22 protein-coding genes and 1 riboswitch are annotated in these 23,331 nt (G+C 27.4%); all 22 genes read left to right on the top strand.

The window, feature by feature from the left end; translation table 11 throughout:
- Positions 1 to 19: 19 nt before the first annotated feature.
- The 22 genes from ACYUET_RS11620 to ACYUET_RS11725 all read left to right on the top strand — a co-directional run bounded on the left by ACYUET_RS11620 (position 20) and on the right by ACYUET_RS11725 (position 23,266).
- A complete protein-coding gene (locus ACYUET_RS11620) occupies positions 20 to 1,288 on the top strand; it encodes a cell division FtsA domain-containing protein (protein WP_460279789.1) in 1,269 nt (422 codons plus the stop codon).
- Between the two features lie 13 nt (positions 1,289 to 1,301).
- Positions 1,302 to 2,447 carry a cell division protein FtsZ gene (gene ftsZ, locus ACYUET_RS11625; protein WP_460279790.1) on the top strand — a complete coding sequence of 382 codons (1,146 nt, stop codon included), beginning with the start codon at positions 1,302 to 1,304 and terminating at the stop codon, positions 2,445 to 2,447.
- A gap of 353 nt (positions 2,448 to 2,800) precedes the next feature.
- Positions 2,801 to 3,601 (top strand): sigma-E processing peptidase SpoIIGA, encoded by an 801-nt coding sequence (locus tag ACYUET_RS11630; protein ID WP_460279791.1) that lies wholly within the window; start codon positions 2,801 to 2,803, stop codon positions 3,599 to 3,601.
- A gap of 13 nt (positions 3,602 to 3,614) precedes the next feature.
- Positions 3,615 to 4,322: an RNA polymerase sporulation sigma factor SigE gene (gene sigE, locus ACYUET_RS11635; protein ID WP_460279793.1), complete on the top strand. Its 708-nt coding sequence runs from the start codon at positions 3,615 to 3,617 to the stop codon at positions 4,320 to 4,322.
- A gap of 81 nt (positions 4,323 to 4,403) precedes the next feature.
- A complete protein-coding gene (gene sigG / locus ACYUET_RS11640; RefSeq protein WP_460279795.1) occupies positions 4,404 to 5,177 on the top strand; it encodes an RNA polymerase sporulation sigma factor SigG in 774 nt (257 codons plus the stop codon).
- A gap of 253 nt (positions 5,178 to 5,430) precedes the next feature.
- Positions 5,431 to 5,700 (top strand): YlmC/YmxH family sporulation protein, encoded by a 270-nt coding sequence (locus ACYUET_RS11645; protein ID WP_460279797.1) that lies wholly within the window; start codon positions 5,431 to 5,433, stop codon positions 5,698 to 5,700.
- 76 nt (positions 5,701 to 5,776) lie between these two features.
- Entirely contained in the window at positions 5,777 to 6,226 is a 450-nt protein-coding gene (gene nrdR / locus ACYUET_RS11650; protein ID WP_460279799.1) for a transcriptional regulator NrdR, read from the top strand.
- A gap of 218 nt (positions 6,227 to 6,444) precedes the next feature.
- Positions 6,445 to 7,188 carry a peptidoglycan editing factor PgeF gene (gene pgeF / locus ACYUET_RS11655; RefSeq protein ID WP_460280054.1) on the top strand — a complete coding sequence of 248 codons (744 nt, stop codon included), beginning with the start codon at positions 6,445 to 6,447 and terminating at the stop codon, positions 7,186 to 7,188.
- Positions 7,189 to 7,200: 12 nt separating this feature from the next.
- Positions 7,201 to 7,905 carry a response regulator transcription factor gene (locus ACYUET_RS11660; RefSeq protein ID WP_460279800.1) on the top strand — a complete coding sequence of 235 codons (705 nt, stop codon included), beginning with the start codon at positions 7,201 to 7,203 and terminating at the stop codon, positions 7,903 to 7,905.
- Entirely contained in the window at positions 7,905 to 9,578 is a 1,674-nt protein-coding gene (locus ACYUET_RS11665; RefSeq protein ID WP_460279802.1) for a HAMP domain-containing sensor histidine kinase, read from the top strand. The genes ACYUET_RS11660 and ACYUET_RS11665 overlap by 1 nt, the downstream gene beginning before the upstream one ends.
- A gap of 304 nt (positions 9,579 to 9,882) precedes the next feature.
- The gene (locus ACYUET_RS11670) at positions 9,883 to 10,788 is read left to right on the top strand and encodes a phosphate ABC transporter substrate-binding protein (RefSeq protein ID WP_460279803.1); all 906 of its coding nucleotides are present in this window, start codon (positions 9,883 to 9,885) and stop codon (positions 10,786 to 10,788) included.
- Between the two features lie 23 nt (positions 10,789 to 10,811).
- Positions 10,812 to 11,705 carry a phosphate ABC transporter permease subunit PstC gene (gene pstC, locus ACYUET_RS11675; RefSeq protein ID WP_460279805.1) on the top strand — a complete coding sequence of 298 codons (894 nt, stop codon included), beginning with the start codon at positions 10,812 to 10,814 and terminating at the stop codon, positions 11,703 to 11,705.
- Complete coding sequence (gene pstA, locus ACYUET_RS11680) at positions 11,705 to 12,589, top strand: phosphate ABC transporter permease PstA (RefSeq protein ID WP_460279806.1); 885 nt, start codon at positions 11,705 to 11,707, stop codon at positions 12,587 to 12,589. The genes pstC and pstA overlap by 1 nt, the downstream gene beginning before the upstream one ends.
- Positions 12,590 to 12,598: 9 nt before the next feature.
- The gene (gene pstB / locus ACYUET_RS11685) at positions 12,599 to 13,348 is read left to right on the top strand and encodes a phosphate ABC transporter ATP-binding protein PstB (RefSeq protein ID WP_460279808.1); all 750 of its coding nucleotides are present in this window, start codon (positions 12,599 to 12,601) and stop codon (positions 13,346 to 13,348) included.
- A gap of 15 nt (positions 13,349 to 13,363) precedes the next feature.
- Positions 13,364 to 14,020: a phosphate signaling complex protein PhoU gene (gene phoU / locus ACYUET_RS11690; protein WP_460279809.1), complete on the top strand. Its 657-nt coding sequence runs from the start codon at positions 13,364 to 13,366 to the stop codon at positions 14,018 to 14,020.
- A 255-nt stretch (positions 14,021 to 14,275) separates the two neighbouring features.
- Positions 14,276 to 15,610: a DUF512 domain-containing protein gene (locus ACYUET_RS11695; protein WP_460279811.1), complete on the top strand. Its 1,335-nt coding sequence runs from the start codon at positions 14,276 to 14,278 to the stop codon at positions 15,608 to 15,610.
- Positions 15,611 to 16,927 carry a ribosome biogenesis GTPase Der gene (der, locus tag ACYUET_RS11700; RefSeq protein WP_460279813.1) on the top strand — a complete coding sequence of 439 codons (1,317 nt, stop codon included), beginning with the start codon at positions 15,611 to 15,613 and terminating at the stop codon, positions 16,925 to 16,927.
- Positions 16,928 to 16,929: 2 nt separating this feature from the next.
- A complete protein-coding gene (locus ACYUET_RS11705) occupies positions 16,930 to 17,922 on the top strand; it encodes an NAD(P)H-dependent glycerol-3-phosphate dehydrogenase (protein ID WP_460279814.1) in 993 nt (330 codons plus the stop codon).
- Positions 17,923 to 18,159: 237 nt separating this feature from the next.
- Positions 18,160 to 19,638, top strand: coding sequence for a stage IV sporulation protein A (spoIVA, locus tag ACYUET_RS11710; protein WP_460279816.1), 1,479 nt, complete (start codon positions 18,160 to 18,162; stop codon positions 19,636 to 19,638).
- A 191-nt stretch (positions 19,639 to 19,829) separates the two neighbouring features.
- Positions 19,830 to 20,237, top strand: a complete 408-nt coding sequence (locus ACYUET_RS11715) for a PBECR3 domain-containing polyvalent protein (protein WP_460279817.1) — start codon at positions 19,830 to 19,832, stop codon at positions 20,235 to 20,237.
- Between the two features lie 374 nt (positions 20,238 to 20,611).
- On the top strand, positions 20,612 to 21,634 hold the full coding sequence (locus ACYUET_RS11720) for an asparaginase (RefSeq protein WP_460279819.1): 1,023 nt from the start codon (positions 20,612 to 20,614) through the stop codon (positions 21,632 to 21,634).
- A 74-nt stretch (positions 21,635 to 21,708) separates the two neighbouring features.
- Positions 21,709 to 21,809: riboswitch (purine riboswitch) on the top strand.
- 83 nt (positions 21,810 to 21,892) lie between these two features.
- Positions 21,893 to 23,266: an NCS2 family permease gene (locus tag ACYUET_RS11725; RefSeq protein ID WP_460279821.1), complete on the top strand. Its 1,374-nt coding sequence runs from the start codon at positions 21,893 to 21,895 to the stop codon at positions 23,264 to 23,266.
- Positions 23,267 to 23,331: the final 65 nt, after the last annotated feature.

Genomic DNA, 23,331 nt, shown 5'->3' on the forward strand with positions numbered 1-23,331 from the left:
GGAGGGAAGAAAAATAATAATGCAAGAAGAAATAATTGCATCCGTAGATTTTGGAAGTAAGAAGCTGTCAGCTTCTCTTGCAGCAAAAAATAATGAAGAAGAAATAGAAATACTAGGAGTTAAATCTTGTAAATCTAAAGGGATAGAAAAAGGATTAATTAAAAACGTTGATAAATGTAGAGAAAGCTTAAAAAACTTGTTAAAAGATTTGGAAGACAAAGTAGGTAAAAAAATAACAAATGTTTCAGTAGGAATATCTACAAGGAAAGTTAGAATTAGTGAAGCAACTGTTTCAGTTTCTTTATCCGAAGGAATTGTTAGGAAAGAAGATATAGCGAATGCATTTAAAAAGAGTGAAAAGATAATAGCTATTAGTAATGATGAAATTGTAATAGATTCTATGGTTAATTTTTACATTTTAGATGGTAAGGTTTTACATAGAGATATATTAAATTGGAAGGGTCATAATCTTGACTTAAATTTAACTTTAGTAATAGCTAAAAAAGAAGAGGTTTCTAAATATTATGAAGTTTTCAAAGAGACAAATTATAAAATATTTTCTTTAAAACTTAATATTTTATCTGGAAGAGAAATATTTTTAAATGATAAGAATTCTATGGGAGAAAAGGTTCTAGTAGATATAGGGGCAGGTACTACTGATATAGCTGTATTTAGCAACGGGATTCCAAAATATATAGGTAATATTCCTTTAGGAGGAAATAATATTTCTAAAGACTTAGCTATTTGTGGAGAATTTTCTTTTTCAGAAGCGGATAATATAAAAACAATTTATTCTAGTAATTATAAAACTTTGTATAAAGATAATTCAATTTCTGACGAAATAGAAGTGGGGACATTAAAAATATCGAAATCTTTATTTTATGAAGTTGTAAATGCTAGAATTGAAGAAATTTTAAATTACATTAACAGAGAGTTAAAAAATACTGGTCATTATGATAGAATTTGTAGTATAATTCTATATGGTACAGGATTAAATTATTTTGAAAATATAAATAAACTTGTTAACGATATTTTAAAAATAAAAACTAACGTTATAACAAAAGATGATTTGGGAATAAAGAATCCAGAGAATATAACATCTTTAGCTGTATTAAAGGAAGTATATGATGGAATAAATCAGTTTTGCTATAACAGAGACTTAAGTAAAGTTAATGATGTTGTTATGAACAAAAACATAAATGAAGCAGAAAAACTAGAAAAAAATGAAGAAAAAGAATTTAAAAGTGTTTTAAAGAAAGTTAGAAATTTTTTAGAGGGAATTTTCTAAAGGAGGAGTTATTTTGTTAGATTTTGATGGGGATATGCAAGAATTAACCAATATAAAAGTAATAGGATGTGGAGGTGGAGGTAGTAATGCTGTAAACCGAATGATAGTTGAAGGATTGAAAAATGTTGAATTTATAGCTATTAATACAGATAAACAAGCGTTAATGCTTTCACATGCAAATCAAAAAATTCAAATTGGAGAAAAATTAACTAAAGGACTAGGCGCAGGAGCTAATCCAGAAATAGGTAAAAAAGCAGCCGAAGAAAGTAGAGAAGAAATATCAGCAGCTATAAAAGGTGCTAATATGGTATTTATAACTGCAGGAATGGGCGGTGGAACTGGAACTGGGGCAGCACCTATTGTTGCAGAAGTTGCTAAGTCTATGGAGATATTAACAGTAGGCGTAGTTACAAAACCTTTCCCATTTGAAGGAAAAAGAAGAATGAGACATGCTGAAATGGGAATTGAAACACTAAAGTCAAAAGTCGATACATTAGTAATAATTCCAAATGAAAGATTACTTAGAATGGCTGACAAGAAAACTACATTATTAGATTCATTTAAATTAGCTGATGATGTTTTAAGACAAGGTGTTCAAGCAATTTCTGACTTAATTACAATTACAGGTGTAATTAATGCAGACTTCGCAGATATAAAAGCAGTTATGCTTAATAAAGGATTAGCTCATATGGGTGTAGGATTTGGAAAAGGCGATAATAGAACTCAAGATGCTGTTCAACAAGCTATATCTTCTCCGTTATTAGAAACATCAATAGAAGGTGCTACTGATGTTGTAATAAACTTCACTGGAGGAGTAGATATGGGAGCATTAGAAGTTTATGATGCAGCTGATGTTGTCCGTGAAGCTGTTGACCCAGATGCTAATATAATAGTAGGAGCAGTAATTGATGAAACTCTTACAGAAGAAATTAGAATTACTGTTATAGCAACAGGATTTGAATGTGATAAAAATGAAATGCCTTCAGAAGTAATAAATAAGGCTACACAACAACCAACTACAGCTAGTGAAAAAACAAATGTATCAGAAGTTGCGGCTACTTCTGAAGTAGAAGAAAAGCCAGAGACTAGTTCAAAGAAGTATGAAGATGATGATTTATTAGATATACCAGTTTTCTTAAGAAGAACTAAAAAACATTAAAACAAATATTTTTATATAAAAATGGATGTAGATTATAACTACATCCATTTTTTTTATTCTTTAGGAAATTATATTTTTTAAAATTTGTGGATAACTTAGATTATGTTTTTGCTTAAAGATTAAGAAATAAAACCTAAAGAATAAAAAGTAATCGACGGTTTAAAAATTTTTTATAAAGAAACATTGAATTATACAGGTGTTTATATTTAGTAAAAGGTTTTTCGGAGATATAAAAAATATTCTGTAAATATATGTAAAAAGTTATGTTCTGAAACTTAGAAAATTATATGCTATTATGACAAATTTTTAAATCAGATAAGTCTATAATAAAACTCAATAGGAGGATTTGCAATATGGAAGTATATGTAGATATTCTGATTTTTGAAAACTTTATAGTAAACTTATTTTTAATTAGTTTAACAATGAAAGTATTAAAATATAAGTGTAGAGATGTTCAATTAGTTTGTTCTGCATTTATAGGAGCAATATATACAATTGTACTCGTGATTCCTCAATTGTATATATTAACATCATTACCTTTTAGATTTTTAGTACTTTATATGATGATTAGAATAAGCTTTGGAAAAACAAACATAGTGAATACTCTTAAGTCTATTAGTATATTTTTATTATTAACATTTACATTAAGTGGAATATGCTTTATGTTTTCTATGAACCAAAATGGATATATTTTAGGTTCAAGTTTTGAAATAAGAAATTATTCAATAAAATATCTATTATTATCGGTTATGATTATATATATGTTTTTTAATAGATTAATAGAATACATTAAAAATAGAGTCTTTATAAATAATTATAAATTTAAGATTGAATTTACTATAGAAGATAAAACATATGATGTAGAAAGTTTTTTAGATACAGGAAATGAGTTAAGAGAACCAGTTACTAATTTACCTTGTATTTTAATAGAAAAAGAGTTAATAAGTAATATTGATTTTAATAATAAGAACACATATTATGTTCCCTATGCATCGATTGGATATGAAGGAAAGTTAAAAGGTATAAAGGTTGAATCTATTAACATAATAGGTGCACATTTTAATAATAAGGTAGATGCAATTATATGTCCATGCAATCAGAAATTGAGCAAAGAAAACGATTTTAACGCATTATTATCAAGAGGAGTAGTATAAAGGAGTGTATCACATGATTAATTTAAGTGTAATTTTTAATAACATAATATCAAGATTTAAATTTTTAAGAAAAAAGTTATATTATGTGGGGGGAAGTGATGCTCTTCCACCACCACTTTCAAAAGACGAAGAAGAGAGTTTAGTAAATAATTTGATGCATGGTGATGAGAGTATCAGAACTGTATTGATAGAAAGAAATTTAAGGTTAGTTGTATATATAGCAAGGAAATTTGAAAATACAGGAGTTCATATAGAAGATTTAATATCTGTAGGAACAATTGGTTTAATAAAGGCTGTAAATACATTTAATCCTGAAAAAAAAATAAAACTTGCAACATATGCATCTAGATGTATAGAAAATGAAATTTTAATGTATCTAAGAAGAAATAGTAAAATAAAAGCAGAGATTTCATTTTATGAACCTTTGAATATTGATTGGGATGGAAATGAGCTTTTATTATCAGATATTTTAGGAACTGAAAATGATGAAGTTTATAATTTTATTGAAGATGAGGTTGACAAGCAGTTATTATTAATGGCTCTTAAGATTTTAAATGATAGAGAAAAAGAAATAGTAAGATTAAGATTTGGATTAAATGGAACTAGAGAAAAGACTCAAAAAGAGGTGGCAGATATGCTTGGTATATCTCAATCATATATTTCAAGACTTGAAAAAAAAATAATTAGAAGATTAAAGAAAGAAATAAGCAAAATGATTTAGCTTGTCTTAAGTATAAAAGTATCATCTAGCGGAGATACTCTTTAATGCAGTAGATTATTACTTCCGAAAGGGATGGTACTTATGGTTATTAATAAAGTGGAAATATGTGGAGTAAATACCTCTAAGCTTCCTGTACTTAAAGAAAAAGAAAAGAAAAAACTTCTTTTAGCTTTAAAAGAAGGGGATATAAGTGCTAGGGAGACTTTTATAAAGGGAAATTTAAGGCTAGTTCTTAGTGTTATTCAGAGATTTAATAACAGAGGAGAAAATGTTGATGATTTATTCCAAGTTGGATGCATTGGGTTAATGAAATCAATAGATAATTTTGATTTATCTCAAAATGTTAAATTTTCAACATATGCAGTCCCTATGATAATAGGTGAAATTAGAAGGTATTTAAGAGATAATAATTCTATTAGAGTAAGCAGATCTTTAAGAGATATTGCATATAAAGCATTAATAGTAAGAGATAAATTTATAAAAGATAATAATAAAGAGCCTACTATATCGCAAATAGCAAAGGAGCTTGAGTTACCAAGAGAAGAAGTTGTATTTGCATTAGATGCAATACAAGATCCAGTATCATTATTCGAACCTATTTACCATGATGGCGGAGATGCCATATATGTTATGGATCAAATAAGTGATTCAAAAAATACTGATGAAAGTTGGTTAGAAAACATATCTATAAAAGAAGCAATGAAAAAACTTACTGATAGAGAAAAGTTAATACTTAATTTAAGATTTTTTAGAGGAAGAACGCAGATGGAAGTAGCAGATGAGATTGGAATATCTCAGGCACAGGTTTCAAGGTTAGAAAAAACAGCTTTAAAACATATGAGAAAACATATTTAAATTGTTATAAAAAAACTGATATTAATTAATATCAGTTTTTTTAGTATAAATTTTGTTTATATAGTTATTATTATCAATGATAGATAAGAGGAATTATAAAGAGAATATAAATTAGAGTTTATAAGATTTTTTAAATAAAAATTGATAGTATTATAATGAGTTTTTGATTTTTTATATATAGTAATTAAGTAAAATAAGTATACATATATTATAAAGAATACAATTAAAGGTTTATTTTTAAGGAGGAGAAAGTATGGAACTTGAAATGCATTCTCTTAATGCAATGAGAAATATGGAAGTAATAGATATATCAACAGGTGGAAAACTAGGTTTTGTCAAAGATTTTAAAGTTGATTGTGAGGAAAATAAAATTATATCACTAATTTTACCAGGATCAACAAAGTCTTGGTTTGGAAAAGAAGATGAAAGAGAAATTATGTGGAATGATATTGTTAGAATAGGAGTGGATGTTATCCTTGTAGATACAGGAGAAAGAATAAATCAGAATTTAAATAATATCTAGTCAGATTAAAAAAAACTATGTATAATAAACCTATACTTAAAGGACTCTGTGTACTAAAGTAAAGAGGTGATTAAGGATGAGATGTCCATTTTGTAACTTTGAAGAAAGTAAGGTTATTGATTCAAGAGCAACAGATGATAATACTACTATAAGAAGAAGAAGAGAATGCCTTAAGTGCAATAAAAGATATACGACTTATGAAAAAGTGGAAGATTTCCCGATTTCAGTTATTAAAAAGGATTTAACTAGGGAAAATTTTAATAAAGAGAAAATAATAAATGGTTTAATTGTTGCATGTCAAAAAAGACCTGTATCAAGAAAACAAATAGAAGATATAGCTTATGAAGTAGAAAAATCAATTTCTAATAGTATGGTTAATGAAATTGCATCAAAAGATATAGGTGAAATGGTTATGGATAAACTTAAACAAGTAGACGAAATATCATATGTTAGATTTGCATCTGTTTATAGGCAGTTTAAGGATATAAATACTTTTTTAGAAGAAATTAAAAATCTTATAGTTTAAGAGTGTTAAATAGTATTACTGTAATATTTAATGTTCTTAGTATTATATATAAAGGATATTGAAAATAATTTTCAAGTCCTTTTTGGCATATTTACAGCAATTTTGATTTTGAATAAATTATACTGTATGTTATTTTAATGTTAAAAATCAGTTAATAAATTTCTTATATTATAAATAAAATGTTAAAATAATTATAGAGATTTTAAGGAGGAATAATTCTGAATAATATAGATTATAAAGAGTTGGATAAAAAAGATGGTTTTATTATAATTAAAATAAATAATATTGCTAAAATTATATTTTCAACTGCTGAAAGTGAAAGAAGTTTTAATAGAAATACAAAAGAAGGAATTAATGAATTAGTTTCATTAAAAGATGAATTTGGTGTAAAAGATGTAGTATATCTTAAACAAATACATAGTGATAACGTATTTTATTATGATGATAAAAATACAGAAATTAACAATGAAGAGGGAGATGCAATAATAACAAATAAAAAAAATGTTATTATTGGTGTTTTTACAGCAGATTGTGTTCCAGTTATATTAATTGATGAAGTTAATAAAGTATTAGCTACAGTTCATAGTGGTTGGCGAGGAACCTTTGACTCAATAACATTAAAGACTATTGAAAAAATGAAAAAAGATTATAATTGTGAACCAAGAAATATTAAAGCATATATTGGTCCTCATATTAGATCATGTTGTTATGAAGTTTCTGAAGAACTTAAGAAAAAATTTATTGAAAAGAAAATAGATATAAGTGAAAAAGATTTATTTAATGGAAGAAATCTTAATTTAGAAGTATGTATAGCTAATGATTTAAGGAGTGGAGGAATACTAGAAAATAACATAAATACTTTAGGATTATGTACGTATTGTAATAATGATATAAAACTATATTCATATAGAAAATCAAATGGAGACTATGGAAGAATGTTTGCTTTTGGAATTTTAGAATAAGGAGAATAAAAAATGGCAGAAGAAAAGGTATTAATAGTTGATGATGAAGAACATATAATTGAATTATTAAAGTTTAATTTACTTAATGCAGGTTATAAAGTATTTGAAGCATCTAATGGTATAGATGCACTTAAGATAGCTAAAGAAGAAAATCCAGATTTAGTTTTATTAGATTTAATGCTTCCAGGTATAGATGGATTTGATGTATGTAAAGAAATAAAAAGACATAAAAATACTCAAAATACTTCTATAATAATGTTGACAGCTAAAGGAGAGGAAATTGACAAGATATTAGGTCTAGAATTAGGTGCAGATGATTATATAACAAAACCTTTTTCAGTAAGAGAATTACTTGCAAGAGTAAAGGCAGTTCTTAGGAGGACTTATTCAAATATAGATTCCGATGAAAATATTTATCAATCACAGAGTTTAAAAGTGGATTTTGAGCGTCATGAAGTATTTGTAAATAATAATAAAGTTGAATTAACATTAAAAGAGTTTGAACTTTTACAAATACTTATAAAGAATAATGGAAAAATTCTTCAAAGAGAAACTCTATTAGATAAAATTTGGGGATATGAATACATTGGTGAAACAAGAACTGTAGATGTTCATATTAGATATTTAAGAAAAAAAATAGAGGAAGATGATAAGAATCCTAAATTTATTGAAACAATAAGAGGGGTTGGTTATAGGTTTAACCAAGAAGAAAAATAATGAGAAAAAAGATATTGATATCTGTAATTGTGACAGTTTTATTTGCACTTATAATTATTACTTCATCGTTTATATTATTAAATAATTTTCAAAGTATTAGGGAAACAAAAGAGGAGCTTATAAATATTAATTTACTTATTTCTAAGTTTGATAATATTAATAAAGAAAAATTAAAGGATATAAAAGTAAAAGGAATTTTTGTCAGATTTACATTTGTAGATGAAAATGGAGATGTACTATATGATACACAAGGAAATAATCTAGATAATCATAGTGATAGAAAAGAAATTAAGGATGCGTTAAAAAATGGGGAAGGGTCTGCTATAAGATATAGTGAAACTTCAAATACAGACTTAATATATTGTGCGAAGAAATTAAACGATAATATTATAATTAGAAGTTCGATTCCGGTAAATATGATTCAAGTATTTCAAAAAGAAAACTATAAATACTACTTAGCAATAATTATTGTAGTTATGATTATTTCAACTGGAATATCATTAAATTTAATAAAGATGATTATTGATCCAGTAAAAGAATTAGAAAGTATAACAGGTGAAATGGTTAATGGGGATCATAGAATAAGAGTAAAAGTAAGTAGCAATGATGAATTAGGGAATTTGGGGAAAAATTTTAACGATATTGCAGATCAACTTCAAATAAAAATTAATGAAGTAGTGGAAAAGCAAACAAGGATAGAATCTATATTAAGAAGTATGGAAAGTGGGGTTATTGCAGTAGATAATAATGATTTTGTTATAGCAATAAATCCTTATTCAGAAAAGGTGTTTGGAATAAAAAAGAATATAGTTGGAGAGCCATTGGTAGACTATATAACTGATTATGATATAAACAAATTTTTAATAGAAGAAGAAATGGATAAAGAGATAAAAATACTTTATCCTACAGAGCGCAATTTAAAAATAAAAAAAGCAAATATAATAAATGGTATAGAAAAAATTGGTAAAGTAATAACTATACAGGATATAACAGATTTAAAAAAATTAGAACTTATGCGTACACAATTTGTTGCTAATGTATCACATGAATTAAAAACACCACTAACATCAATAAAGGGATTTGCAGAAACATTAAGATATGTTAAAGATGAAGAAACAAGAGGAAAGTTTTTAGACATAATTGATAAAGAATCAGAAAGATTATCGAGGTTAATTAATGATATATTAGTATTATCTAATATTGAAAGTAATGTTGCATTTCAAAGAGATGAATTTTTACCAGGTGTAGTAATTGAAGACGTGATAAATATGGTAAAAAAAATAGCAAATAATAAAGGAATACTTTTAAAATATAGTGATGATAATCAGGAACTTATAGTTGGAAATAAAGATAGATTTTTTCAGCTAGTTTTAAATTTAATAGAAAACAGTATAAAGTATTCAGAAAAAGGTTCATGTGTTAAAATAACAAGCTACAGTAAATGTGGATATTATTATTTAGAAGTAAGTGATAATGGTACAGGGATTCCAGAAGAAGATCTTCCTAGAATATTTGAAAGATTTTATAGAGTAGATAAGTCTAGAAAACAAGGGGGAACAGGATTAGGACTGGCTATTGTAAAACATATAGTAAAAACATTTAATGGCGATATTAGTGTTAAAAGTGAATTAGGTAAAGGAACTACATTTATAGTAGAAATAAAATATATTTAATTAATGAGTATTTTAAAAGAATTAATTAAAATACTCATTAACAAATTAATTTTATGTAAGTTAAAAAATAAAAAAATTACTAAATAAGTAAGGTTATAAAAGATAACTTTACTTATTTTTTTATTAATTGTAATTTTTTTCATTTAAGTATTTGTGTTAAATTGTTTTAACAAAGTCGTAATATAACTTAACGTTTTCCTAATAATAGATTAACTTATTGGGTATATTATAATGGTATAACATAAGTAAAGATAGAATTAACAATATGAAAGTTAAAAATTGAAATATTAATGGAGGTATTTGAATGAAAAAAAGAACTTTAAAGTTTATCATAAGTGCATTAGTAGTAACAATGATAGGTGGAGCTATGGTTGGGTGTGGATCAAAAACATCAAATGAACCTAAAGCAGGTAATAGCACAGAAGAAAACTTAAGTGGATCTATAACAATAAGCGGTTCATCTGCACTACTACCATTAATGGAACAATCAATTGAAAAATTTACAGAAAAAAACCCAGATGCTGAAATCAGTGCTCAAGCAGGTGGTTCAGGTACTGGTTTGACTCAAGTGTTAGATGGTACAGTTGATATTGGAAATTCGGATATATTTGCGGAAGAAAAATTAGAAAAAGATAAAGCAACGAAATTAGTTGATCATAAGGTAATAGCTCAAGGATTTGGAATAGTAGTAAATAAATCATTAGGAATTAACTCTTTAACAAAAAATCAAATTAAAGATATATTCTCAGGGAAAGTTAAGAATTGGAAAGATGTTGGGGGCCCAGATAAAGAAATATTTTTAGTTCATAGACCATCAGGTTCAGGAACAAGAGCAACTTTTGAAAAGACAATACTAGATGGAGATAAAACTTTGGAAAATGATTCATTAGGAGCTACTCAAGATTCAAATGGTGCAGTATTAACAGCAATGAAACAAAATGATGGAGCAATTAGTTATTTAGCACTTTCATATATGAATACTGAAGAAGCTAAAAAGACTTTAAATGTAACTGATATTGATGGAGTTAGTGCTGAAAAGAATAACATAAGTGATGGTTCATATCTATTTTGGTCTTGGGGGCATATGTATACTAAAGGTGAAGCAGATGGTTTATCTAAGAGTTTTATAGAGTTTGTAGGAAGTAGTGATAATTCTGAATCTATAAATAATTTAGGATTTATATCAGGTAGTGAAATGAAAGTAAAATAATCAATTAAAGGATGAGTAAAATTATGAAAAAAAGAAGTTTCAAAGAAAGGCTTAAAAATGAATACTTAGGTAAAAGCTTTGCAGGACTATGTGGAATATTAATTATATTAATAACAATATCAATTATAATATTCATAGTTTCAAAAGGAATAAGATTATTTACAACAGATGGATACAGTCTTGTAGATTTCTTATTTAATAACAATTGGAAGCCAAATCAAGGCGGAGGGCCTTCCTTTGGGGCTTTAGCATTCATAATAGGTTCAACGTTTGTATCATTAGGAGCAGTAATATTAAGTGCACCGATTGCGGTTGCTTTAGCGATTTTTGTAAATATTATATCTAAAGGATTTGGAAATAAAATAATTAAACCTTCATTAGAAATTTTAGTTGGAATACCGTCAGTTGTATATGGTTGGGTAGGTATTTCTGTATTAGTACCGTTAATAAAAAATTATTTTGGTGGTATGGGTTTTTCTTTACTAGCTGGAGTTTTAGTATTGTCACTGATGATATTACCAACAATTGCAACATTATCTATAGATGCTATAAAAAATATACCACAAGATCATATTGAAGCATCATATGGATTAGGAGCTACAAGATGGCAAACAATTTCAAAGGTAATAGTTCCAGGTGCAAAATCTGGAATACTTACGGGGGTTGTACTTGGAATAGCAAGAGCTTTTGGTGAAGCATTAGCAGTTCAAATGGTAATTGGAAATACAATAAAAGTACCAGATGGAATTCTTTCTTCAATGGCTACATTAACAAGTATTATAACTATGGAAATGGCAAATACTGTTGCAGGAACTTATTGGAATGATGCTCTATGGAGTTTAGCATTGATATTACTTTTAATTTCCTTTGGATTTATAGTTGTAGTTAGAAAGATTGAAAAAAGGAGTGGAGTATAATGAATGCAAAAAAAGCAGATAAAATTGCAACAGTTGTATTTTATATAATAAGCATGTTTATAGTAGTATTGCTTGGGGCTTTTATTGTTTATATATTATATAAGGGTGGAAGTATGTTAAAACCTTCATTCTTATTTGGTAAGCCTAAATTAACTGGAGCAGGAGGAGGAATCGGTCCACAGCTATTCAATTCGTTTTATATGTTATTTATTTCTTTAATAATAACAGTACCTATTGGGATTGGAGCTGGAATTTATTTGGCTGAATATGCAAAGCAAGGGGCACTTCTTAATTTTATAAGGATGTCACTTGAAACAATGTCTTCATTACCTTCTATAGTTATAGGAATGTTTGGATTATTAGTATTTGTTAATATGACTGGATGGGGTTATTCAATACTTGCTGGAGCTTTATCTGTAAGTATATTAAACATACCATCTATGACTAGAATATCTGAAAATGCAATTATTGCAGCTAGTAAAAAAGTGAAAGAAGCATCTTTAGGGCTTGGGGCAACTAAATGGCAAACATTAGCTAAGCTTACTGTACCAACTGCTATGGGTGAAATTTTAACCGGTATTATATTATCAGCAGGAAGAATATTTGGAGAAGCAGCTGCATTTTTATACACTGCTGGATTAAGTTCAAAAACATTAAATTTTAATACTATAAGTTTAATCGGAAATAAATCGGCATTTTCTCTTTTTAGGCCAGCTGAAACATTAGCAGTTCATATATGGAAACTAAATTCAGAAGGAACTGTTGTTGATGCAGCACAAATAGCAAATGGAACAGCAGCTGTACTTATAATTGCAGTTTTGTTATTTAATATTGTTGCAAGATTGCTTGGAAATAAATTAATGAAATCTTATAGTGGAAAGTAGGGGATATTTATGGGGATTATAGAAACAAAGAATTTATGTCTGTATTATGGAGAAAAGCAGGCTCTTAAAAATATAAATATGATTATAAATAAAAATGAAGTTACAGCATTAATTGGACCTTCAGGATGTGGAAAGTCAACCTATTTAAGAACATTAAATAGAATGAATGATTTAATTGATATTGTAAAAATAACAGGTGAAGTTCTATTTGAGGATAAAGATATATATAAAGATTATGATGAGATACACTTAAGAAAAAGAGTTGGAATGGTCTTTCAAAGACCTAATCCTTTTCCAATGTCTATATATGATAATATTGCGTATGGTCCGAGAATACATGGTGTAAAAAGTAAAAAAGTCTTAGATGAAATAGTAGAGAAAAGTCTAAAAGGTGCTGCACTTTGGGATGAAACTAAAGATAGATTAAAATCTAGTGCACTTGGAATGTCTGGTGGGCAACAACAGAGGTTATGTATAGCTAGAACTTTAGCAGTATCACCAGAAGTAATTTTGATGGATGAACCAACATCAGCGTTAGACCCTATATCAACTAGTAAAATGGAAGAACTTATGGATGAATTAAAAAAGCAATATACGGTAATAATAGTAACACATAATATGCAACAGGCAGGAAGAATTGCTGATAAAACTGCATTTTTCTTAAATGGAGAAGTAATTGAATATGGAAAAACAGAAGATATTTTCTATAATCCAAGAGATAAAAGAACGGAGGATTATATAACAGGAAGATTTGGTTAATAAGGAGGAGAATTTATGACAAGAGTATCTCAAGATATAAGGGTAAAAGAAATAAACAGACAATTATTAAAAATGACTAGTCTAGTAGAAAAACAAATATATGAAAGCATGATTGCATTAAAAAGTCATGATTCAGAAATGGCAGATAAGGTTATAAAAGGTGATGATAAGGTTGATGAATTGCAAAAAATAATAGAAGAAGAATGTATTAAATTTATTGCTATGGAACAACCTGTAGCTATAGATTTAAGAAGAGTTTTTACTGCATCAAAAATTGTAACAGACTTAGAAAGAATGGCGGATCATGCTGTAGATATATGCAAAATAGCTAAGAGATTAAATGATAGTTTATTTAAAGAAAACATAGATAGTTTATGGCATATGGAAGAAAAGGTTAGAAATATGATAAATTTATCTATAAATGCATATATAAAAGATGATGTAGAATTTGCATATGAAGTATGTAAAATGGATGATGCTATAGATGAATCATATAAATTATTATTTGGCATATTAATAGATGAAATCAAGCAAGATGGAAATTCAATTAATAAGGGTACTCAACTTTTATTTGTAATAAAATATTTAGAGAGAATAGCAGATCATGTGACTAATATATGTGAATGGACTATATTTTCAAAAAAAGGAACTTATGTAGATTTAAATGAATAAAACTATTTTAAAAAGATATTTATTAATATGGAGATATGTTTATTTTAAGTGTAAATATTAGATTAATAATTTGCATTTAAAACAAATATATCTCTATTTTTAATAGGAAAGCTATTTTAGGCACATTCAAAAAAATAATATAACCAGAAAAAATGAAATTTAATTATATAAGATAATAAGACAAGCTTTGTTGACTTAGTTCTAGTATTAATGTAATATAACAAAGATAGCAATGTTATAATTAGGAGTGAAAAGATGAAAAATATTATAACAAAAGTAGAAATAGGTAGTATTGCAGAAGAAGTGGGTATAGAAGTAAATGACAGTTTAATATCTATTAATGAAAATAAAATAGAAGATATTATAGATTATAAATTCTTAGCAGCAGATGATGAATTACTTCTAGAAATTGAAAAAAATAATGGGGAAATTTGGGAAATAGAAGTTGAAAAAGATTATGGGGAAGATTTAGGGATAGAATTTGGTGGCGGAATAATGGATAAAGCTAAAAGTTGCAGTAATAAATGCATTTTTTGCTTTATAGATCAATTACCAAAAGGAATGAGAGACACCTTATATTTTAAAGATGATGATTCTAGATTATCATTTCTTCAAGGAAATTTTGTTACCTTAACAAATATGAAAGAAGAAGATATTGATAGAATAATTAAATATCATATAAGTCCTATAAATGTTTCTGTACATACAACTAATCCAGAACTTAGAGTTAAAATGTTAAATAATAGGTTCGCTGGAAACATCTTAGATAGACTTACAAGACTAGCACAAGCAGGAATACAAATTAATGCTCAAATAGTGTGCATACCAGAAATAAATAATGGTGAAGAACTTGTAAAAACAATTGAAGATTTATATAATCTTCATCCATCAGTTTCAAGTGTAGCAGTTGTTCCGATTGGAATAACTAAATTTAGAGAAAAGCTTGCTCATGTAAAAACATTTACTCCTGAACAGGCAGCTCAAGAAATTGAAATGATAAAAAAACTTCAAGATAAATACATAAAAGAGATTAATGAACCTTTTGTTAGATTATCTGATGAATTTTACATAGTTTCCGGAAAGGAAATTCCAAATGAAGAATTTTATGGCGGATATGAACAGATAGAAGATGGGGTTGGAATTGTAAGATACTTTAAAGACGTAATAGATGAAACTATAGAAAATTTAGATGAAAATATTAAAGGAAGTTTTTCTATTGCTACAGGAGCTTTAGCATATGATCAACTTTTAGAAGCTAGAGATAAGATTTTAAAAAAGAGTCCTAATCTTAAATTGGATGTATATAAAATAGTAAATAATTTTTTTGGAAAAACAATAACAGTAACTGGACTTTTAACAGGTACAGATATAATAGAACAATTAAAAGGAAAAATAAATAGTAAATATTTATTGATGTCTGATAACATGTTTAGAAGAGGATATGAATTAGCTGATTCAAGTGAAAAAATTATGTTAGATGATATTAAAATAAGAGATATTGAAGAAGCTTTAGATGTTAAAGTAATAGTTACGGATTACACAGGAGAAGATTTAATTGAAATACTCAACGAGTATAAGGAGGAGATTTAAATGGGAAAACCAATAGTTGCTATAGTAGGAAGACCTAATGTAGGAAAATCAACATTATTTAATAAATTAGCAGGAAAAAGAATTTCAATTGTACAAGATACACCAGGTGTAACAAGAGATAGAGTTTATGCTGAAGCTGAATGGCTAAATTATAACTTTACAATGATTGATACAGGTGGAATAGAGCCAGAAAATGATGATATTATTGTAAAACAAATGAGAAGGCAAGCTAATATAGCTATTGAAACAGCTGACGTAATAGTTTTTATAGTTGATGGTAAAGAAGGTCTAACTGCTGCAGATCAAGAAGTTGCTAATATGTTAAGAAAAAGTAAAAAACCAGTAGTATTAGTTGTAAATAAAATTGATTCATTAAAATATGAAGAAAATAGTTGGGAATTTTATAATTTAGGAATTGGTGATCCAATAACAATTTCAGCATCTCAAGCATTAGGACTTGGAGATATGCTTGATAGAGTGGTTGAACATTTTGATAGAGTAGCAGCAGAGAATGAAGATGATGAATATGTTAGAATTGCTATGATTGGTAAACCTAATGTGGGAAAATCATCTTTAATTAATAAGTTATTAGGAGAAGAAAGACTTATTGTTTCTGATATAGCTGGAACTACAAGAGATGCAATAGATAGTTATTTAGATACAGAGCAAGGTAAATTCATCTTAATAGATACAGCTGGGCTTAGAAGAAAAAGCAAGGTTAAAGAAGAAATAGAAAAATATAGTGTTATAAGAACTTATGCATCAATAGAAAGAGCAGATGTTTGTATACTTATGATTGATGCACAAGAAGGTGTAACAGAACAAGATGAAAAGATAATTGGTTATGCTCATGAGTTAAATAAAGCTATAATGATTATTGTTAATAAGTGGGATCTTATAGATAAAGATGATAAGACAATGGAGAAATTTAAAAAAGATTTACAAGGTAATTTAAAATTCTTATCATATGCTGAATATTTATTTATTTCAGCATTAACAGGACAAAGAACTCATAAAGTATTAGAAGTAGCTAAAAAATGCTATGATAATTATAATAAAAGAGTTTCAACAGGAATATTAAATGATGTTATAAGTAAAGCTGTTCTTATGAAAGAACCACCAGTGGTTGGAATTAAGAGATTAAAGATATACTATGCAACACAAGTGGCAACAAAGCCGCCTAAGTTTGTATTTTTTGTTAATGACGTTACAGCTAGACATTTCTCTTATGAAAGATATTTAGAAAATCAATTAAGAAATAGTTTTGATTTTAAAGGAACAGGTATACAAATAGAATATAGACAAAGAAAGGAATAGTTATGAAGAAAGTTGCTTTTATAGGTGGAGGTAGTTTTGGAACTGCATTAGGAGTATTACTTGCTAAAGAAAAAAATATTGTAAGTATATATGATAGAGATATAAATGTTGTTAATGATATAAATAGAAATAGAAAAAACAATAAATATATTAAAAATTTAAAAATCCCTAGTGGAGTCACGGCATTTAATGATATAGAAGCAACTGTTAATGGTGCAGAATATATAGTTTTAGCAGTACCTTCTCATGTTATAAGAAGTGTTTCAAAAAGATTAAAAGGTAAGATACCAAATAATATACCAATAATCTCAATTGCTAAAGGTATTGAAGAAAATAGTAATAAAAGATTATCCGTTGTGATTAATGAAGAGTTAGATAACCCAGTGGTGGTTTTATCTGGACCTAGTCATGCTGAAGAAGTAGCATTAGAACTTCCAACTACTTTGGTTGCAACATCAAAAGTTATGAAATATGCAGATGACGTTCAAAATTTATTTATGTCACCTTTTTTAAGAGTTTATACTAATGATGACATAATAGGTGTAGAAGTTGGTGGTGCAGTAAAGAATATAATTGCATTAGCAGCAGGTGTTTTAGATGGTATAGGATATGGAGATAATACTAAGGCTGCTTTAATGACACGCGGAATGAAAGAAATTGCAAGAGTTGGAATAGAACTTGGTGGAAAAGAAGAAACTTTTTATGGTTTAACTGGTATGGGAGATTTAATAGTAACCTGTACCTCTATGCATTCGAGAAACAGAAGAGCAGGATTACTAATAGGAGAAGGTATGCCAGTTGATAAAGTACTTGAAAACATTGGAATGGTAGTAGAAGGTATAAAGGCATGTAAAGCCTTTTATGAATTAAAAGAAAAAATAAATATATCAATGCCTATAACGGATATGTTATATAAAGTTTTATTTGATTCTAAAGACCCTAAGCAAGGGGTTAAAGAACTTATGCTTAGAGATAAAAAAAATGAAATATTTTAATATTTAGTCCTAAAAAGAAATTTCAAACCATAAATATTGGTAGAAGGTCTTTTTGGGACTTTTTATTTTAAAGTTTAATTATTTTTAAAAAGTAATTTTTAATATTAAGTTTTTTATACATTATGTGAATGATTACTCAAGGTGTAATAAAAATTTATTATTATTTTTTATAAGTTGTATATTTTTTATCTTACCAGAATATATATATATTGGTAAAAAGAATAAGGAGGGAATCGTGTGGACAGCTTTAACATATACAAAGATATAGCTGAAAGAACTCAAGGGGACATATATGTAGGAGTAGTTGGACCTGTAAGAACAGGAAAATCTACTTTTATTAAGAAGTTTATGGACCTTATGGTTATACCAAAGATTGATAATACTTATAAAAAAGAGAGAGCAAAAGATGAATTACCACAAAGTGGATCAGGGAAAAGTATTCATACAACAGAACCTAAATTTGTTCCAAATGAAGCAGTTGAAATCAATTTGGGAGATGAAACTAAATTTAAAATAAGAATGGTGGATTGTGTAGGATATATTGTAAAGAGTGCATTAGGATACTTGGAAGGGGAAGAAAGTAAAATGGTACATACACCATGGTATGAGTATGAAATTCCTTTTGAAGATGCAGCTGAAATTGGTACAAGAAAGGTTATAAGTGATCATTCAACCATAGGCCTAGTAATTACAACAGATGGTAGCATTACAGGAATACCTAGAGAAGATTATGTAGAAGCAGAAGAAAGGGTTATTCATGAACTTCAATCATTAAATAAACCATTTGTTGTTGTTCTTAATACAAATAGACCAAATTCTCAAGAAACTAAAGTTTTAAAAAAAGAATTAGAAGAAAAATATAATGTTTCAGTTAAAATTATGGATATATACAACATGAATGAAGAAGATATTGAAAATTTATTTGAGCATGTACTTAAAGAATTCCCAATAAAAGAAATTAATATAAATATTCCGGAATGGTTAGAAAAATTAGATGGGAATCATTGGTTAAAAAAAGACTTTTTCAACATAATTATGGATATGAGTAATGATGTTTCAAAAGTAAGAGACATTAAGTTTATACTAGATAGTTTTGGAGAAAAAGAATTTATTGGAGTAGCTTCAATAAAAGAGATTGATTTAGGAGACGGAACAGCTGATATACTTATGAAGCCTAAAGATGGAATATTCTATAAAGTACTTAGTGAAATCTGTGATTTAGAAGTTAATTCAGAAAGTGACCTTCTAGGTATAATTAAAGATTTGACTCATGCAAAAATGGAGTATGATAAAGTTAAAGATGCATTAGAAGATGTTAAAGAAACAGGATATGGATTAGTAGCACCACAACTAGCTGAAATGAAATTTGAAGAACCAGAAATAGTAAAACAAGGAAATAAGTATGGGGTAAAACTTAAAGCTAGTGCACCAAGTTTGCACTTTATAAAATGTGATATAAAAACAGAGATAAGTCCTATAATGGGTTCAGAAAAAGAATCTGAAGAACTTGTTAAAGGATTGCTTGAACAATTTGAAACTGATCCAGCATTATTGTGGCAAAGTAATATGTTTGGTAAATCATTAGAAGTTCTTGTTAAAGAAGGACTCCAAAATAAATTATATAAAATGCCTGAAGATGTACAAGTTAAAATTCAAAAAACACTTCAAAAGATTATTAATGAAGGTAATGGTGGATTAATTTGTATAATACTTTAATAAATAATAGGTAATAATTAGTGGAGTTTAAGAGTATACTTTTAAACTCCATTTTAATTTTAAATAATAATTTTAAAAAATAAATATATACATAAATTAAACAGTTAAGATAAGAAATATTTTTAATAAATACATAGTAAATAATGTTTTAATATTATATAATAAAAGAAAGGATATAAATGAGGGATATCATGAGAAGAGTATATAAAGCCTACAGAAAAGTTGGGAAATTAAAACTCTCAATAACTAAACTTGTGAAATTTGAATTTCCATCCACTGTTTATGCCTCTCCAGGAGTTATAAATCATATAATAAAAAAACATGGAAAACAACTCACAAAAAAGGTTAAACACAATATAATAGAAACTATGGAAGAAATAATTAAAAATCCTGATTATATTGGTTTAGATAAATTAAGAGGAGAAAGTGGATCTTTAGAATTAATAAAAAAAGTTGACAATAGTCTTCTTTTAGGTTTAGAAGTTGATGAAGAAGAACAATATATATACGTAGCAACTATGTATCCTATCACACAATCAAAAATAAATGCTAGATTAAATAGTGGACGTTTGATAAGTTGTAATGATGTATTAAAATAGACTATTAAAATTTATAAATAAAATTAATTTTTGAGGTGAGAAAAGGCTCCTCATACGCTATATTATTTAGTAAACAGAGATGCAGGATACGCCGACCTGCCAAAAATAATTTTTATACTCTTGGATTACCAAGAGTATTTTTATTCTTTAGATAAGTTATATAAAAATTAAATCTGTAGACAAGTTATACAAAAATATAGTTTAGAAAAGTGTATATATAACCTAAAAAATAAAATATATTTACTTGTAATAAATTTCCTATATATGAATAAATAGGCAAATGAATAAAAAATATGAGGTTATAGTTGTCTTGATGATTTTTTTAAAAGGAATTATAAAATATTGGAATATAAATTAAATTTGGAGGAATAATAATGAAGAAAGTAGCAGTGGTATTTAACGGTGGAACTATTTCAATGAAGGTAGATGAAAAAATTAAAGCAGCAGTTCCAAGTTTGAGTGGAGAGGATATAATGGCAATGGTTACGGGGATTCCCGAATATGCTCAAATAGAAAATTATACTTTTTCTAATTTACCATCACCTCATATGACACCAGAATTAATGTTGAAATTATCAAAACTAGTACAGGATTTATTAGATAGAGAAGATATAAATGGAGTTGTTTTAACACATGGAACTGATACTTTAGAGGAAACAGCTTATTTTTTAGATTTAACTTTAAAAACTGATAAACCAGTTGTGGTTACAGGTGCTATGAGAAGTAGTGATGAATTAGGATATGATGGACCGTTTAATTTAGCTACATCTATATGTACTGCTATTTCAGAAGCAGCAAAAAATAGAGGAGTGCTGGTTTGTTTTAATGGAGAATTACATAGTGCGAAAGAAGTTACAAAAGAAAATTCTATGGCTTTAAATGCTTTTAGTACACCTAATTTTGGACCAATAGGAATTGTAGACAATAATAAAGTTATTTTTTATAGAAATAGTCCAGAATCTATACATATTAAAATTAATAATGTTAAAAAAGATGTTGCATTAATTAAATGTGTTGCTGGAATGAAGTCTGATTTTATAGATTTTGCAATAGATAGTGGATATTCTGGTATAGTTATAGAAGCATTAGGAAGAGGTAATGTACCACCTTTAATGGCGTTAGGAATTAAAAGAGCAATAGAAAAAAATATTCCGGTGATAATTGTATCTAGATGTTTTGAAGGAAGAGTGTTTGAATCATATGGATATGAAGGTGGCGGAAAAAACATAAGAGGATATGGTGCTATATTTGGAGATGTATTAACTGGTCAAAAAGCTAGGATTAAGTTATTGATAGCTATAAATTACGGATTTAATATACAACAAATAAGAAAAATGTTCGAATATGGTGTTTATGAAATTGAAAAGCTGAATAAAACTCTTGAAATAGAAAGGTAATATTCGTAAAAATAAGCAAAAATGCATAGAATATATGAAAATTAATTGACAACGTTCGGATTAAAATATATAATAATATTCGTGATGAGATAGCTCATATAATTGTGATAATATGGTTCACAAGTATCTACCAGATGCCGTAAATAATCTGACTATGAGTATGGCTGTATTAATTTTTATTAAATTTAAGTCGCTATGGGTTATCTGTTATAGAAATCCTGGTGACTTTTTTAGTTCTATGAATTAGGAGGAAGAAAAATGCAACAAGAAAAAAAACCAAAAAGAATATTGGAGATATTTTCAAATGAAAAAGTTGATTTTAAAAGAGAGATAATAGCAGGTATTACAACATTTTTAACAATGTCGTACATAATAGCTGTAAATCCTAATATATTAGGACAAACTGGAATGGATAGAGGTGCTCTTGTAACAGCAACGTGTTTATCAGCAGCATTTACAACAATACTTATGGGGATGTTCGCTAATTTACCTTTTGCATTAGCATCAGGTATGGGATTAAATGCATATTTCGCTTTTTCGGTAGTTTTAGGAAAAGGTATTCCATGGGAAATAGCTTTAACAGCAGTATTTGTAGAAGGTATTTTATTTATTTTAATGTCATTATGTAAAATACGTGAATGGGTTGTAAATGCCATTCCAATGAATATGAAATATGCAGTTACAGCAGGAATTGGGTTATTTATTGCATTTATAGGTTTTACAGGAAGTAAGCTAGTAATAAAAAGTGATGCTACTTTTTTAACTTTAGGAAATTTTACTCTTCCAACAGTTTTGATTACTTGTATTGGTATAATAATTATTGCAGTTTTTGATAAAAAAGGAATAAAAGGTTCTATGTTAATTGGTATTTTAGTTAGTACTTTATTAGCATGGGGATATGCACTGATAAATCCAACTACAGCAGCAGAACTTGGTATATATTTACCAAGTGGGATATTTAAATTTGAAAATATTGCGCCAGTTGCAGGGAAGATAAACTTTAACTATTTATTAAATCCGGATAATATAATGGTTTTTGGTACTGTAGTATTTACTTTTCTATTTGTAGATTTTTTTGATAGTGTTGGAACACTAGTTGGAGTTAGTTCAAGAGCTGGAATGTTAGATAAAGAAGGAAATGTACCTAACGCAGGTAGAGCACTACTTGCAGATGCAGTTGGTACTACAGTAGGAGCTTGTCTTGGTGTTTCAGCTATAACAGTTTATGTTGAAAGTTCAACAGGTGTTGAAGAAGGTGGTAGAACAGGTTGGACAGCAATTACGGTTGGAATATTATTTTTAATTGCGATGTTCTTTTCACCAATATTTATAGCAATTCCATCATGTGCAACTGCGCCTGCTTTGATTTATGTTGGATATTTAATGCTTGGCTCAGTTAAAAATATAGATTTTAATGAAATAACAGAAGGTCTTCCAGCTTTTATAACAATTGCTTTAATGCCGCTTACATATAGTATTGGTGATGGATTGATTATGGGAGTATTATCATATGTGTTTATAAATGTAATTTATAATATATTCTTTGCTAAAAATAAAGAAGAGAAGAAAAAAGTATCTTTAGTTATGGTAATTTTAGCAATAATATTTTTATTAAAATTATTTTTCTTATAAAGAAATAATGATAAAATAAGGTACAGAATTTAGTTTATTGCTAAATTCTGTACCTTTTATAATTT

This window comes from Clostridium sp. CTA-5, from assembly GCF_054768135.1.

What these genes read in the sequence shown, in the direction of transcription:
- ACYUET_RS11720 (WP_460279819.1), top strand. Translation starts at nt 20,612, where the DNA reads ATGAAGAAAGTAGCAGTGGTATTTAACGGTGGAACTATTTCAATGAAG.
- sigE (WP_460279793.1), top strand. Translation starts at nt 3,615, where the DNA reads ATGATTAATTTAAGTGTAATTTTTAATAACATAATATCAAGATTTAAA.
- pstA (WP_460279806.1), top strand. Translation starts at nt 11,705, where the DNA reads ATGAATGCAAAAAAAGCAGATAAAATTGCAACAGTTGTATTTTATATA.
- ACYUET_RS11665 (WP_460279802.1), top strand. Translation starts at nt 7,905, where the DNA reads ATGAGAAAAAAGATATTGATATCTGTAATTGTGACAGTTTTATTTGCA.
- nrdR (WP_460279799.1), top strand. Translation starts at nt 5,777, where the DNA reads ATGAGATGTCCATTTTGTAACTTTGAAGAAAGTAAGGTTATTGATTCA.
- ACYUET_RS11725 (WP_460279821.1), top strand. Translation starts at nt 21,893, where the DNA reads ATGCAACAAGAAAAAAAACCAAAAAGAATATTGGAGATATTTTCAAAT.
- ACYUET_RS11715 (WP_460279817.1), top strand. Translation starts at nt 19,830, where the DNA reads ATGAGAAGAGTATATAAAGCCTACAGAAAAGTTGGGAAATTAAAACTC.
- sigG (WP_460279795.1), top strand. Translation starts at nt 4,404, where the DNA reads ATGGTTATTAATAAAGTGGAAATATGTGGAGTAAATACCTCTAAGCTT.
- pstB (WP_460279808.1), top strand. Translation starts at nt 12,599, where the DNA reads ATGGGGATTATAGAAACAAAGAATTTATGTCTGTATTATGGAGAAAAG.
- ACYUET_RS11620 (WP_460279789.1), top strand. Translation starts at nt 20, where the DNA reads ATGCAAGAAGAAATAATTGCATCCGTAGATTTTGGAAGTAAGAAGCTG.
- der (WP_460279813.1), top strand. Translation starts at nt 15,611, where the DNA reads ATGGGAAAACCAATAGTTGCTATAGTAGGAAGACCTAATGTAGGAAAA.
- ACYUET_RS11705 (WP_460279814.1), top strand. Translation starts at nt 16,930, where the DNA reads ATGAAGAAAGTTGCTTTTATAGGTGGAGGTAGTTTTGGAACTGCATTA.
- ACYUET_RS11695 (WP_460279811.1), top strand. Translation starts at nt 14,276, where the DNA reads ATGAAAAATATTATAACAAAAGTAGAAATAGGTAGTATTGCAGAAGAA.
- ACYUET_RS11660 (WP_460279800.1), top strand. Translation starts at nt 7,201, where the DNA reads ATGGCAGAAGAAAAGGTATTAATAGTTGATGATGAAGAACATATAATT.
- pstC (WP_460279805.1), top strand. Translation starts at nt 10,812, where the DNA reads ATGAAAAAAAGAAGTTTCAAAGAAAGGCTTAAAAATGAATACTTAGGT.
- ACYUET_RS11630 (WP_460279791.1), top strand. Translation starts at nt 2,801, where the DNA reads ATGGAAGTATATGTAGATATTCTGATTTTTGAAAACTTTATAGTAAAC.
- phoU (WP_460279809.1), top strand. Translation starts at nt 13,364, where the DNA reads ATGACAAGAGTATCTCAAGATATAAGGGTAAAAGAAATAAACAGACAA.
- ACYUET_RS11645 (WP_460279797.1), top strand. Translation starts at nt 5,431, where the DNA reads ATGGAACTTGAAATGCATTCTCTTAATGCAATGAGAAATATGGAAGTA.
- ACYUET_RS11670 (WP_460279803.1), top strand. Translation starts at nt 9,883, where the DNA reads ATGAAAAAAAGAACTTTAAAGTTTATCATAAGTGCATTAGTAGTAACA.